This is a genomic window from Streptomyces sp. NPDC088387 (genome assembly GCF_044753385.1).
In the GTDB taxonomy this organism is placed as follows: domain Bacteria; phylum Actinomycetota; class Actinomycetes; order Streptomycetales; family Streptomycetaceae; genus Streptomyces.
In genome coordinates, this window is the sequence record NZ_JBIVNC010000010.1 from 124,374 (window position 1) to 136,928 (window position 12,555).

Here is a 12,555-nt window from a genome sequence, read left to right on the forward strand (position 1 = left end):
GGGGAACCGCGCGACAAGCCACGACGAAACCCGCACCCGGCACGCCGCCCCTCAGATCCGCTCCCGCATCTCCTCACGGACGTGGATCGCCGTCTCCGCCGCCGCCTCCAGGTCCACCTCCGCCGGATCCTGCCCCACGGACTCCGCCGTCACCTCGGCCACCGTCGCGCCGGTGTTCCCGTCGACCCACCCGCAGGTGGGGATGGTCACCTCGGTACCGAGCTGGTTCTGCGTCACCACCTCGCAGGTGACGGTGATCCCGGAGTCACCCGGCGTGAAGTCCTTCGGCGGTACGGCGACCGACGCCCCCTCACCCTGCGCCGCGCCCTCCATCATGCTGTCGCGGGCGGCGTCGGTGTTCTTGAACCGCCCGTACATCCCCGACACCACCAGCGTGCCCTGCGCGTCGTCGCCGCCCAGGCTGTACGTGGCGACGACGGCCGTGGCGTCCCGGGCGTCCCACGCCCCGTCGGCCCCGTCCTCGATCGCCTGTCCCTCGGAGTCGGACATGTCCTGGGCCAGCTCGTACCGCTCGTCGAGCAGGGTCCGCGGCACGGCGAGCCGGTACTCGGCCTCGGGGAAGCTGTCCTCGATCTCGTCGCCGATCATCGCGAGCCCCACGACGACCACCACCACGAGGGCCACGACCCCGCCCACGATCGTGAGCACAAGCCCGGTCCGCTTCCTCTTCGGCGGCGGGGGCGCGCCCCAGGGACCGAAACCGGGGCCGGGCTGCTGCGGATACCCGTACGGGCCGCCCGGGGGCGGAGCGCCGTAGGGACCGGCGGGCGGCTGGGCGTCGTAGGGCCCGGAGGGCGGGGGCGGCTGCTGACCGCCGTACGGGTTCTGCGGCGGCTCTGACGGCGGCGGAGGCATGGACACGCCAGCACGGTACTCCATCTGTGTGAAGGAGCGGTCACATCCGGTGGCCGTGCGGCAAGGGCGAGGATCGGCCAACAAATGGTGTCGAGGGGATTGACGCCCTTGCTGACAAGCAGTCTCATAAGACCATGACGACCCTGACCGAAGCCGACGCGGTGGACGGGCTGCGGGACGCCCTCGGCCTGCTCAAGGACCGTGAGCAGGTGGCCGAGCGGCTGCTCGCGTCCTCCGCCAAGCACTCCTTCGACCCGGACAAGGAACTCGACTGGGACGCCCCGTTCGAGGACGGCAAGTGGTTCTGGCCGCCGGAGCTGGTGTCGCTGTACGGGACGCCGATGTGGCGGCGGATGAGCGAGGAGCAGCGGATCCTGCTCTCCCGGCACGAGGCGGCGGCGCTGGCGTCGCTGGGGATCTGGTTCGAGATCATCCTGATGCAGCTGCTGGTGCGGCACATCTACGACAAGGCGGCGACGAGCGCCCATGTGCGGTACGCGCTGACCGAGATCGAGGACGAGTGCCGGCACTCGAAGATGTTCGCGCGGCTGATCTCGCGCGGGGACACGCCGTGGTACCCGGTGAGCCGGGCGCACCAGCAGTTGGGCCGGCTGTTCAAGACCGTGTCGACCACACCGGGTTCCTTCACGGCGACGCTGCTGGGCGAGGAGGTCCTCGACTGGATGCAGCGGCTGACGTTCCCGGACGAGCGGGTGCAGCCGCTGGTGCGCGGGGTGACGCGGATCCATGTCGTGGAGGAGGCCCGCCATGTCCGGTACGCCCGTGAGGAGCTGCGGCGGCAGATGGTGACCGCGCCGCGGTGGTCGCAGGAGTTCACGCGGGTCACGTCGGGGGAGTTCGCCCGGGTCTTCTCGGTGGCGTTCGTGAATCCGGAGGTCTACGGCAACGTGGGGCTCGACAGGCGGGAGGCCGTGGCGCAGGTGCGGGCCAGTGGGCATCGCCGGGAGATCATGCGGACCGGGGCGAGCCGGCTCACCGAGTTCCTGGATGACATCGGGGTGCTGCGGGGGGTGGGGCGGCGCTTGTGGAAGGCGTCGGGGCTGCTCTGACCGCGGGGGGCGTTGCGCGGCCCGGCGCGTCGGGGTGCCTCCCCCGCTCTCGGCTTCGCTTGAGCGTGGCCCGCACCGCCCACCCGTGCCGCCCGGGCGGCACGCATGCCCGCGGCTGTGCGGGCGCCGACTACCCTGCGAGGTATGACCCCATCCGCTCCCGCCTACCGTCGGCTCAGTGTCGAGGAGCGTCGTAGTCAGCTCCTTGAGGCCGCCCTCGGCCTGTTCGCGCACCGCGCGCCCGAGGACGTCTCCCTGGACGACGTGGCGGAGGCCGCCGGTGTCTCCCGCCCCCTGGTGTACCGCTACTTCCCCGGCGGCAAGCAGCAGCTCTACGAGGCCGCCCTGCGCTCCGCCGCCGACGAGCTGGAGCACTGCTTCGACGAACCCCGCGAAGGCGCCCTGCTCCCCCGGCTCTCCCGTGCCCTCGACCGCTATCTGGCCTTCGTCGACGAGCACGACGCCGGTTTCAGCGCCCTGCTCCAGGGCGGCAGCGTGGTGGAGACGTCCCGGACGACGGCCACCGTGGACGGCGTACGCCGGGCCGCCGCCGTGCACATCTTCCGGCACCTCGGGGTCACGGACCCGGGCCCCCGGCTGCGGATGACCGTACGGATGTGGATCACCGCGGTGGAGGCGGCGTCCCTGATCTGGCTGGACGAGGAGAAGCAGCCGCCGGTCGGGGAGTTGCGGGACTGGCTGGTGGAGCAGTTCGTGGCGATGCTCACGGTGACCGGCGTACGGGATCCGCAGACCGCGGCGCTGGTCGGCGCGCTCGCCGCGGCGGATGGCTGAGACTGGTGCCGTGAAGAGCGAAGAGACCCCCTTCGAGGGCGGGCCGATGGACGGCCGGGTCCTGCCGGTGCTGCTCGGCATCACCGGGCATCCGCCGAAGACGTACCGCATCCCGGTGCCGGATCCGGCGGGTGGCCCGGAGACCGTGCTGGTGTACCGGCGGGTGCCGCGCGCGGCAAGCGGCCGGGTCGGCATGCGGGACCGCTGGAAGTACACGTACGCGCCGGACGGTGTGCCGGAGAGCAAGCTGAAGTGGCCGTGGAGCGGGCCCGGCGACACCCGCGGGTGACGCCGTTGGGCCATCCCGCGCACGCTCGGCGCGCGGTCCGCGCGAACCCGGCCCATCCTCGCGGTGCGGGGCGGAGACACCTCCCCGTACCGGAGGTGATGACGTGTCAGGAAGCCTTCTGCGGCTGGCCTGTACGGTCGCGGTGGCGGCCCAGGCACTGCTCGTGGCGGTCCCGGCGACCGCCGTACCGGAGCCGCTGGAGTCCGCCGGGGCGAGCGCGGCACCGGAACCCGTCGAGTCCGGCGGGCCCGCTGAGTCCGGTGGGACCGGTGGGACCGGTGGGACCGGTGGGACCGGCGAGCGGACCGTGGCCGGGTTACTGACGGATCTTCAGCGGCTGTACCGGGAGGCCGAGAAGGCCACCGAGACCTACAACGCCACGGAGGAGAAGCTGCGCGGGCAGCGGGCCGAGGTGCGCGGGCTCGACGCCGAACTGGCCCGCGCCCGGCTCTCCCTGCACCGGAGCCGGGGCGCGGCGGGGCGGCTGGCCCGGCAGCAGTACCAGTCGAGCACCGACATCTCCCCGTACGTACGGCTGCTGCTCGCCGAGGATCCGCGGCGGGCGCTCGACCAGGGGCATGTGATCGGACAGGTGGCGCGGGAGCGGGCGCAGACGGTGGACCGGCTGGAGGGCAGCGAGGCCAAGGCAGACGGGCTGGCCCGCAGGGCGCGGGCCGCGCTCGACAAGCAGCTCTCGCTCGCCGACCGGCAGAAGAAGGAGCGCGACGAGGTCCGGGAGCGGCTGGACGACGTGGAGGAGCTGCTGGTCTCGCTGACCGCCGAACAGCTCACCGAGCTGGCCGAGTTCGAGGCGGACGGGATCGCGGAGGCGCAGGACGAGTTCATGGCGTCGGGTGCGCTGAGCAGTACGGGCAGTACGGGCAGGCCGACGGAGGCGGGCGACCGGGCGCTGAAGTACGCCGTGCGGCAGCTGGGGAAGCCGTACGAGTGGGGGGCGGAGGGGCCGGAGACGTACGACTGCTCGGGGCTGACCTCCGAGGCGTGGGCCGAGGCGGGGGCGCCGATCCCGCGCACCAGCCAGGAACAGTGGGCGCGGCTGGAGCGGGTGCCGCTGTCCGAGCTGCGCCCCGGCGACCTGGTGGTCTACTTCCCGGAGGCCACGCACGTGGCGATGTACCTGGGCGACGGCATGGTCGTCCAGGCGCCGCGCCCCGGCGCCCGTGTCAAGGTCTCCCCCATCGCCGCCAACCCGGTCCTCGGCGCGGTCCGCCCGGACCCGTCCGCCGAACCCCTCCCCCACTACACCCCGCCGAAGCTCCCGAAGAACGCCCTGGAGGGCACGGACGAGGGGTACGCGTCGGCCGGCTCACCGGCGAACGTTTCCCCGGCTCCGCCCGTCACCGGACCATGAAGCGAGCCCTGATCCTCACCTGCACGGCCGTCGCCACGGCCGCCCTCACGTCCACGTCGGCAGCACAGGACCGCACACCGCCCCCGGATTTCACCGGAGTCGAGTGGGTGGCGGACAGTGTCACGGTCGGCGGTGTCCGCCACCAGGCGCCCGGGGACGCCGAGGGACGGCTGACCTTCCACACCGGGAAGGGGACCTTCTCCGGCTGGGACAGCTGCAACCGCTTCCGCGGCGACGCGGCCGTCGACGTCCGGCGCGGCACGATCACCTTCGGGGAGGAGCGGGTGTCGACGGTGATCGGCTGTCATCCCTCCGCATTCCTGCGGCACTTCGCGCCCGTCGCCGGTCCGCACGAGGTCCGTGCGACGGCCGACACCCTGACACTCACCGGCCCGGACGGTTACGTCCTCGTCCTGCGCCGGTGAGACGTGGGCGCACCCCGCCCCGCAGGGGCTAGGCGCCCGTCACCGAGGCCAGGTAGGCGTCCGTCTTCTCGGGGTCGTAGAAGAAGTTCTCGAAGTCGGCCGGGTTGTCGAAGCCGTTGGCGAAGCGCTGGGCGACCGGGGGGAGTTGGCCCGCCGCGCCGATGAGGTTGAGGATGTGCTCCGGGGGCGGGGCCAGCATCGCGTTGGTCCACTTGGTGACGTGCTGGGCGGTGTCCCAGTAGCGGTCGAAGGTGGCCCGCATCCAGGTCTCGTCGAACTCCCGCTCGCCGTGTTCCAGGATCGAGGCGAGGTAGGCGGCCGCGCACTTGGCGGCGGAGTTGGAACCCTGGCCGGTGATCGGGTCGTTGGCGACGACGACGTCGGCGACCCCGAGGACCAGACCGCCGCCGGGGAGGCGTCCGACGGCGTCGCGGACCGTCGGGGCGTAGCGGCCGGAGAGGGTGCCGCCGGCGTCGGTCAGCTCGACCTTGGTCGCCCGCGCGTACTCCCAGGGCGTGAACCGCTCCATGAGTTCCAGGGTCAGCGAGAGGTGTTCCGCCGGATCCTTGACGCCGTTGAAGACGTCCAGCGGGCCGCCGGGTATGCCCTCCCAGAAGAGGATGTCGGCCCGGCCCGACGTGGTGAACGTCGGCATGACGAACAGCTCGCCGACGCCCGGCACCAGGTTGCAGCGGACCGCGTCGAACTCCGGGTGCTCCGGACGCGGGCCGAGCCCGTGCACGTAGGCGACCGCGAGGGCGCGCTGCGGCTCGCTGTACGGGGAGCGCGCGGCGTCCCGGCCGAACATCTGGACCAGTTCGCCCTTGCCGGCCGAGACCAGCACCAGGTCGTAGGCGCGGGAGAAGTAGTCGAGGTCGCCGACGGCCGCGCCGTGGATCACGAGCTGTCCGCCGCGCTGCGCGAAGGTCTCCATCCAGCCGGCCATCTTGACCCGCTGGTCGACCGACTGCGCGAAGCCGTCGAGTGTGCCGACCCAGTCGATGATCCGCTGGGTGGGGCCGGGGTCGTGCGAGCCGGGGGCGGCGACCGAGACGCCGAGTCCCTCGATCCTCGGGGCCTGCGACTCCCAGAAGTTCAGCTCCAGGTCCCGCTCGTGCCGCAGCGCCGTGTGGAACATGCACTGCGTCGACATCACCCGGCCGGAGCGGATCTCGTCCGCCGTCCGGTTCGACATCAACGTGACCTCGTACCCGTGCGACTGGAGGCCGAGGGCGAGCTGGAGACCGGACTGACCGGCTCCGACGACGAGAATCTTCCGCATGCGGCTGGTGACTCCTTGGTCGGGTCTACTCGGGGGTTTCGTCGAGCGCGTGGCCGACGAGGGCCAGGAGGGTCTCGATCACGGAGATCCGGCGCCGCGCGTCCATGATCATTACAGGTATGTACGACGGGATGGTCAGCGCCTCCCGGACGTCGTCCGGGTCGAACTCCTCGGAGCCCTCGAAGTGGTTGACGGCCACGACGTACGGCAGCCCGCAGCTCTCGAAGTAGTCGAGCGCCGGGAAGCAGTCCTTCAGGCGGCGGGTGTCGGCGAGCACCACCGCGCCGATCGCACCGCGCACCAGGTCGTCCCACATGAACCAGAACCGCTGCTGCCCCGGTGTGCCGAACAGGTACAGCACCAGGTCGTCGTCGAGCGTGAGCCGCCCGAAGTCCATGGCGACGGTGGTGGTCAGCTTGCCGGGCGTGGCGGTGAGGTCGTCGGTCTCCGCGCTCGCCTCGGTCATCAGCGCCTCGGTCTCCAGCGGCGTGATCTCCGAGACGGCGGTGACCAGGGTGGTCTTGCCGACCCCGAACCCGCCCGCCACCACGATCTTCGTGGCGATGGGGGCCCGGGTGCGGTCCGTCTGCCAGGACCGCAGATCGTCGTCGGGTTCATCGACGAGCGGGTTGACGCCCGGGGCGGCGTCAGAGACGACGGAGTCCACTCAGCACCCTTTCCAGCAGAGCGCGGTCCGGCCGGCCCGTGCCATGGCCGGTCCCGGTCCCGTACACACGGATCTTTCCCTGGTCCGCGAGGTCGCTGAGCAGCACCCGGACCACACCCAGGGGCATCTTCAGCAGCGCGGCGATCTCGGCCACCGTGCGCATCCGGCGGCACAGTTCGACGATGGCCCGCATCTCCGGCATGACCCGGGTGGTGAGCGAGCCGTTCGTCAGTTCCCTGCGCTCCTCGGCCGCCTCCAGCGCCGCCGTGCTCGCCACGAACGTCTCGACGAGCAGGACGTGGCCGAATCGGGTACGGCCGCCGGTCAGCGAGTAGGGGCGCACGCGGGCGGGTTTGCGGTCGCCGCCGCGTACCGGGAGTTTCTTGGGCTTGCCGCCGCTCATTCGGGTTCCCCCGTCGACTCGGACTCGGACTCCAGGGACTTCCGTAGCTCGCTGCGGAGTTCGGGCGTCAGCACATGGCCGGCGCGGCCCACGAAGAGCGCCATGTGGTACGCCACCACGCTCATGTCGCAGGCGGCGGAGCCGTGCACACCGAGCAGCGAGCCGTCGCTGATCGACATCACGAACAGGCTGCCCTCGTCCATCGCGACCATGGTGTGCTTCACGGTGCCGAAGTCCAGCAGCTTGGCGGTGCCGATGGTGAGGCTGCCGATGCCGGACACGATGGTGGCGAGGTCGGCGGCGGAGCCGCGCGGCCCGGTGGGGCGCGTCTCCCGCGCCTCACGTGCGGCCTCGTTCCGCACGGGGTCGGAGGACAGCAGCAGCAGACCGTCCGAGGAGACGACCGCGACGGAGAGGATGCCGGGCACCTCCTCGACCAGGTTGGTCAGCAGCCAGTGCAGGTTGCGGGCCTCACTGCTCAGTCCGAACGTACTGGGCGCGGTCAACTGCTTGCCTCCTCGACGGTGCCCCCCGTGGATCCTTCGGCCTGTGCGTGTGCTGCGTCGGTGGTCTGCGTACGGGCCGTCTCCTCGGCGATCTCCGCCTGTACGTCCCTCAGGCCGGCCTCGGCACCCTGCCGGAAGCCGCCGAGCCTGCGGCGCAGCGCCTCGGCGTCGACGGAACCGGCCCGCGGCCGGGGCGGTGCCTGCGGGGCGGCGACCCTCGGCGTGCGCTTGGGCAGGCCCTTCTCGGTGACGGGTTCGTCCGACTCGTCGAACGGCTCCTCGTACGGGTCACCGGCGCGTCCGTGGGGGTCGGGGACCCGCTCGTGACTGTCGGGGCCGATCGCGTACGGGTCCTGGGGGGAAGTGGGGTTGGGGTCCTGGGGGGAGGTGAAGGTGGGGTCCTGGGGGGAGGTGGGGTTGGGGTCCTGGGGGGAGGTGAGGGTGGGGTCCTGGACCTCGGCCCGGGCCGGCTCCTCCGGCGGCGGTTCCGGGGCGAGCAGCTCCATGGTGGTCTCGGAGACGCTCGGCTCGCGGGGGCGATCGACCCTGGGGGTGCGGTCGGGCTCCGCCGCGAAGGGGCGGGCGGGGGCCTCGGCGCGGGTGGTGGGGTCGGCGGGGGCGGCCGGGGGGACGGGGGTGCCGGCCCGCGGCGCGCTGTCCGTGCCGTCTGTCCCCGGAGTCGCGGGGGTTGCCGCGGCCGGGGCGGGATCGACGGCCCGGGGTTCCGTGGTGTCGGGGGTCGCGTCCCGTACCGCCTGTTCCGCCAGGGTGACCAGGGGGTCGTTGGCCTCCGAACGGCCGTGCAGCACGTTGGAGTTGGCCTCGGCGTCCGCCCCCGGCAGGGAGAACGTGCCGGTGGTCTCCGACGCCGGCACCGGCGCGGCGACGGCGGCCGACGGGGCGGAGGCGAGCAGTGCGTCGGGCAGCACGACGACGGCCGCGACACCGCCCTGCTTCTGCTCGCGCAGCTGCACCCGCACCTGGTGGCGGTGGGCGAGCCGGGCCACCACGTACAGCCCGAGACCGAGGCCGTCCTCGCCCTCCTGGTCGTAGGGCGACTCGGGGTCGAACTCGGCGAGCCGGGCGTTGAGCCGGCCCATCCGCTCCTCGGTCATGCCGATGCCCTCGTCCTGGACGGAGAGCATCACCTCGCCGTTCTCCAGGAGCCAGCCGGAGACCTCGACGGGCGCGTCCGGCGGGGAGAACGCGGTGGCGTTCTCCATGAGTTCGGCCAGCAGGTGCGAGAGGTCGTCGGCGGCGAACCCGGCGACGTACGCGTGCGGCGGCAGCGCGGCGATCCGGATCCGCTCGTAGCGCTCGATCTCGCTGACCGCGGCGCGGACCACGTCCACCAGCGGGACCGGCCCCGCGCTCTGCTGCACATGCTCGGTGCCGGCCAGCACCAGGAGGTTCTCGCTGTGCCGGCGCATCACGGTGGCGAAGTGGTCGAGCTTGAAGAGCGTGGAGAGCCGGTCGGGGTCCTGCTCGCGCTCCTCCAGGCCCTCGATGACGGCGAGCTGACGCTCCACCAGGCCGAGGGTGCGCAGGGCGAGGTTGACGAAGGTGCCGCCGATGCTGCCGCGCAGCCGCTCCAGGGCGGTGGCGGAGTCGTCGAGTTCGGCGCGGAGTTCGGTGCGGGCGTCGGCCATCCGCTGCCGCTGGCCGACCAGGTGCTTGCGGTCGGACTCCAGGGTGGCGATGCGCTCGTGCAGGGCGACGGTGTGCGCGTGCAGGGCGTTGACGGACCGGACGACCTGAGCGAACTCGTCGTTGCGGCCGGTGAACCTCACCGCCTCCTCGGCGCGCGGGTCCTCGGCCTGCGCAAGCCGGGCCGAGCCGCGGCGCAGCACGGACAGCGGGCGGGTGAGGCTGCGGGCCATGGCGGTGGTCATACCGACGGCGAGCAGCATCAGCGCGCCGAGCACGGCGACCCGGATCTCCAGCGCGGTGACGTCCTCGTCGCGCAGGGCCTCCAGGTCGGTCGTACGGCGTTCGTAGAGGGCGGACTCCACGCCGCGCATCAGCTCGATCCGCGCGGACAGGGCGGTGTCGAGCTTGTCGGCGCTGGTGGTGACCTCGTCGTCGCTGAGCGAGGGCTGGTCGGTGAGGTCGGCCAGATAGGTGTCGGCGGACTTGACCTCGGTGCCGGTGACGGTCGACGTGTACGAGGTCTCGGCGCGCTGCGGGGCGGTGTCGCGGAAGTCGGCGAGGGCCGTGTCGGAGCGCAGCCGGGCCTGCTGGGCGGCGGCGGTGAGCGCGTTGCGGGTCTTGGTGTCGGCGTCGGAGGAGCCGGTGCTCTCGACGGGCAGCCCGGTGACGGGGTCGATCACGGTCTGGGTGGTGCGCGGCACGCTGAGCGCGGCGAGCAGCAGGCCCCGGGTGGCGGCGGCCTGCTGGACGGCGGTGTCGAGTTCGGCGAGGGAGTAGGCGCCGGAGCCCGCGCGCGGGGGCAGCTGTTCGGCGAGGTCCTCGGCGAGGCGGTGCAGTTCGGCGATGGCGTCCGAGTAGGCCCCGTGTGCTTCGAGGGCGGTGCTCTTGCCGGTGAGTGCCGCGCGGCGCACGCTCGCGATGCCGTCGAGGTCCTCGCGCAGCGCGGCCGGGGTGTCGGTGTTGGCGCGCAGTTCCTCGACCTGCCGGTCGACGCGGGCGCTGTGCTGCTCGGAGGGCGCCTTGGTCTTGGGGCGGCCGGCGGCGACGAAGGAGGTGACCTCGTCGCGTTCGTCGGCGAGCGAGTGGGCGAGGGTGAGGGCGTCCTGGGTCTGGCCGGCGAGCGTCACCAGGTCCTGGGTGTCGCTCAGTTGGCCGGATGCGGCGAGCACCGAGGGGGTGCCCGCGCCGGCGATCGCGGCGGCCACCACGGCCACGGCGAGAATCAGCCGGTTGCGTACATGGGTGGGGCGTCCTTTTCCGACCGGAGGAGCACCGGCGGTGGTGCCGGGCGTCTGCTCCGGGCCCCCCGAGGAGGCCGTCCGCTTGCCTGCGCGCCGAAGCCGCTTCTTCTGCACCGGTACTCGCACTCCTGACTCGCTGTACCCAAGGGGCCGGGTGACGTTCCGTCAATTCGGTGCAACTGGTGCGACCTCACCCGGTTTCGGTGACCGACCCTCCCAGTGCCATTGGGTGGTGGTCTCGCATCGTCGGACCCGCCACCCGAAGGAGTGAACCCCGGACGGGAGTTGGCGGGCAAGTTCCTCCGGCCAGTGCGACGGCCTTGTCCGGATGGCCGGTTGGACGTCCGGGTCATGCTTTGGCAGGATTCGCCGTCACCACTTCCCGGAGCACCTCAATCCGCCCCAAACCCGGCGGCTGACCTGCGTTGGTGCGCCGTTCCGGCAATCGATGCCAGCCTTTCGCGCACGTTGTGAAGGGGTCGTGCAGACTGACCGGATGCGCACGGAACTGGTTTCGGAGCCCGGCGACCAAGATCGCCCCAACGAGGACTTCGCGAGCGTCGGCCTGCCCGCCGCCGGGCAGGGCGGCGCGCTCGTCGTCCTGGACGGTGTGACACCGCCGCAGGACGGTACGGGATGTCTGCATTCCGTCCCCTGGTTCACGGCCCGCCTGGGTGGGGCACTGACCGAACTGACCGTTTCACTGCGTGATGTCCCCCTCACGGAGGCGCTGTCCCGCGCGATCGCGCGTACCGCCGCGGCGCACGCCGAAACCTGTGACCTTTCTCACCCGCGCACCCCACAGGCAACCGTGGTCCTCGCCCGCTGGTCCGCGGCCGAGGTCGAGTATCTGGTGCTGTCGGACTCCGTCCTGCTTCTGGAGTCCCCCGGCGGTGTGGTCACGCCGGTGCTCGACGACCGCCTCGACCGGCTGCCCCGCACCTCTCTGACCTCGGACGCGGTGGCCGACTCGACCGTCCGCAACAAGGAGGGCGGCTTCTTCACGGCCGCCGCCGATCCGGCGGTGGCGGCGCGCGCGGTCACCGGGACGGTCCCGCGCGCCGCGGTGCGGTCCATGGCCGCCCTCACCGACGGGGCGACCCGCTGGACGGAGCGGTTCCGCGAGGGCGACTGGGCGGACCTCTTCACCTACGTGCGCAAGAACGGGCCGCAGGCGCTGGTCGACGAGGTACGGGCGCTGGAACGGGCCGACGCCGAGGAGCGGACGTATCTGCGGCGGAGCAAGACGCACGACGACGCGACGGTGGTGTTCGTGCAGCCGTGAGGTGCGTGGGCGGCGGCGCTACTTCTCCATTCCCTGGTTCAACTGCCCCAGCAGCCGCGCGAGTTCGGCGACCTCGGCGCGGTCCCAGTGGGCGAGTTTGCTGACGTACTTGGCGCGGCGGGCCTCGCGGACGCGGCCGACGCGGGTGCGGCCCTCCTCGGTGAGATGGACCAGCCAGGCCCTGCCGTCCGCCGGGTCGGGCTCGCGGGCGACCAGACCGAGGTCCTCCAGGGCGCGCAGCTGACGGGACATGGTGGCCTTGCCGACCCCGATGTAGGCGGCGAGCTCGGTGGCGCGCTGGCGGCCGCACTCGTCGAGCCGCACCAGCAGTCCGTACGCCGACGTCTCCAGGTCCGGGTGGACCTCGCGGGCCATCTCGCCCTGGCTGGCCCGTGCCCGGCGCAGCATCATGGTCAACTCGCGTTCCAGCGCCAGGAACTCCTGGTCCACACCACTGGGCGTCGCGCAGGCCTCGCCGCGAAGCCCGCCGCTGTTTCCGTCCTCGTGCACGTCAGCACCCCTGCCCGGTGTCCCGATCCTGAAAGTTCTCGCCAAGGGCCCTCGTCGCCGCGGCTCCGCCAGTATTTCGCAGGCGTGGACCGGCGGCAGCCTCCGGACCCCTGTCCTGCCCTGCGCGGAGTCCGCCGAGGGGCGTAAGGCGAAGGCCCGGGTCTCCCTCACGGGACCCGGGCCT

13 protein-coding genes are annotated in these 12,555 nt (G+C 72.4%); 6 read left to right on the forward strand and 7 right to left on the reverse strand.

Annotated elements, in window-relative coordinates:
- Window positions 1–51 precede the first annotated feature (51 nt).
- Window positions 52–876, reverse strand: a complete 825-nt coding sequence (locus ACIQAC_RS26105; protein ID WP_402195102.1) for a hypothetical protein — start codon at window positions 874–876, stop codon at window positions 52–54.
- A 134-nt stretch (window positions 877–1,010) separates the two neighbouring features.
- On the opposite strand from ACIQAC_RS26105, the gene ACIQAC_RS26110 reads away from it, so the two are divergent.
- The 5 genes from ACIQAC_RS26110 to ACIQAC_RS26130 all read left to right on the forward strand — a co-directional run bounded on the left by ACIQAC_RS26110 (window position 1,011) and on the right by ACIQAC_RS26130 (window position 4,827).
- Window positions 1,011–1,946 carry a diiron oxygenase gene (locus ACIQAC_RS26110; RefSeq protein WP_402194697.1) on the forward strand — a complete coding sequence of 312 codons (936 nt, stop codon included), beginning with the start codon at window positions 1,011–1,013 and terminating at the stop codon, window positions 1,944–1,946.
- A 144-nt stretch (window positions 1,947–2,090) separates the two neighbouring features.
- The gene (locus ACIQAC_RS26115; protein WP_402194700.1) at window positions 2,091–2,741 is read left to right on the forward strand and encodes a TetR/AcrR family transcriptional regulator; all 651 of its coding nucleotides are present in this window, start codon (window positions 2,091–2,093) and stop codon (window positions 2,739–2,741) included.
- Window positions 2,734–3,030, forward strand: a complete 297-nt coding sequence (locus ACIQAC_RS26120; RefSeq protein ID WP_402194703.1) for a hypothetical protein — start codon at window positions 2,734–2,736, stop codon at window positions 3,028–3,030. Before ACIQAC_RS26115 ends, ACIQAC_RS26120 begins: the two co-directional genes overlap by 8 nt.
- 103 nt (window positions 3,031–3,133) lie before the next feature.
- On the forward strand, window positions 3,134–4,402 hold the full coding sequence (locus tag ACIQAC_RS26125; protein ID WP_402194705.1) for an NlpC/P60 family protein: 1,269 nt from the start codon (window positions 3,134–3,136) through the stop codon (window positions 4,400–4,402).
- Window positions 4,399–4,827 (forward strand): META domain-containing protein, encoded by a 429-nt coding sequence (locus tag ACIQAC_RS26130; RefSeq protein WP_402194707.1) that lies wholly within the window; start codon window positions 4,399–4,401, stop codon window positions 4,825–4,827. Before ACIQAC_RS26125 ends, ACIQAC_RS26130 begins: the two co-directional genes overlap by 4 nt.
- Before the next feature lie 28 nt (window positions 4,828–4,855).
- Here the strand turns inward: ACIQAC_RS26130 and ACIQAC_RS26135 are convergent, their stop codons facing one another.
- The 5 genes from ACIQAC_RS26135 to ACIQAC_RS26155 are packed head-to-tail and all read right to left on the reverse strand — an operon-like array spanning window position 4,856 to window position 10,690.
- Window positions 4,856–6,109, reverse strand: coding sequence for a styrene monooxygenase/indole monooxygenase family protein (locus tag ACIQAC_RS26135; RefSeq protein WP_402194710.1), 1,254 nt, complete (start codon window positions 6,107–6,109; stop codon window positions 4,856–4,858).
- 25 nt (window positions 6,110–6,134) lie between these two features.
- Window positions 6,135–6,776 carry a GTP-binding protein gene (locus ACIQAC_RS26140; RefSeq protein WP_402194712.1) on the reverse strand — a complete coding sequence of 214 codons (642 nt, stop codon included), beginning with the start codon at window positions 6,774–6,776 and terminating at the stop codon, window positions 6,135–6,137.
- Window positions 6,757–7,179, reverse strand: coding sequence for a DUF742 domain-containing protein (locus ACIQAC_RS26145; protein WP_402194714.1), 423 nt, complete (start codon window positions 7,177–7,179; stop codon window positions 6,757–6,759). Before ACIQAC_RS26145 ends, ACIQAC_RS26140 begins: the two co-directional genes overlap by 20 nt.
- Complete coding sequence (locus ACIQAC_RS26150; RefSeq protein WP_402194717.1) at window positions 7,176–7,685, reverse strand: roadblock/LC7 domain-containing protein; 510 nt, start codon at window positions 7,683–7,685, stop codon at window positions 7,176–7,178. Before ACIQAC_RS26150 ends, ACIQAC_RS26145 begins: the two co-directional genes overlap by 4 nt.
- The gene (locus ACIQAC_RS26155) at window positions 7,682–10,690 is read right to left on the reverse strand and encodes a nitrate- and nitrite sensing domain-containing protein (RefSeq protein ID WP_402194719.1); all 3,009 of its coding nucleotides are present in this window, start codon (window positions 10,688–10,690) and stop codon (window positions 7,682–7,684) included. The genes ACIQAC_RS26150 and ACIQAC_RS26155 overlap by 4 nt, the downstream gene beginning before the upstream one ends.
- Window positions 10,691–11,072: 382 nt before the next feature.
- Between ACIQAC_RS26155 and ACIQAC_RS26160 the strand changes: the two genes are divergently transcribed.
- Window positions 11,073–11,861, forward strand: a complete 789-nt coding sequence (locus ACIQAC_RS26160) for a protein phosphatase 2C domain-containing protein (protein WP_402194722.1) — start codon at window positions 11,073–11,075, stop codon at window positions 11,859–11,861.
- Window positions 11,862–11,879: 18 nt separating this feature from the next.
- Here the strand turns inward: ACIQAC_RS26160 and ACIQAC_RS26165 are convergent, their stop codons facing one another.
- Entirely contained in the window at window positions 11,880–12,371 is a 492-nt protein-coding gene (locus tag ACIQAC_RS26165; RefSeq protein ID WP_402194724.1) for a MarR family winged helix-turn-helix transcriptional regulator, read from the reverse strand.
- Between the last annotated feature and the right edge of the window lie 184 nt (window positions 12,372–12,555).

Excerpts from the sequence above, each read along its gene's own strand:
- ACIQAC_RS26105 (WP_402195102.1), bottom strand. The coding sequence starts at position 876 with ATGCCTCCGCCGCCGTCAGAGCCGCCGCAGAACCCGTACGGCGGTCAG.
- ACIQAC_RS26110 (WP_402194697.1), top strand. The coding sequence starts at position 1,011 with ATGACGACCCTGACCGAAGCCGACGCGGTGGACGGGCTGCGGGACGCC.
- ACIQAC_RS26115 (WP_402194700.1), top strand. The coding sequence starts at position 2,091 with ATGACCCCATCCGCTCCCGCCTACCGTCGGCTCAGTGTCGAGGAGCGT.
- ACIQAC_RS26120 (WP_402194703.1), top strand. The coding sequence starts at position 2,734 with ATGGCTGAGACTGGTGCCGTGAAGAGCGAAGAGACCCCCTTCGAGGGC.
- ACIQAC_RS26130 (WP_402194707.1), top strand. The coding sequence starts at position 4,399 with ATGAAGCGAGCCCTGATCCTCACCTGCACGGCCGTCGCCACGGCCGCC.
- ACIQAC_RS26135 (WP_402194710.1), bottom strand. The coding sequence starts at position 6,109 with ATGCGGAAGATTCTCGTCGTCGGAGCCGGTCAGTCCGGTCTCCAGCTC.
- ACIQAC_RS26145 (WP_402194714.1), bottom strand. The coding sequence starts at position 7,179 with ATGAGCGGCGGCAAGCCCAAGAAACTCCCGGTACGCGGCGGCGACCGC.
- ACIQAC_RS26160 (WP_402194722.1), top strand. The coding sequence starts at position 11,073 with ATGCGCACGGAACTGGTTTCGGAGCCCGGCGACCAAGATCGCCCCAAC.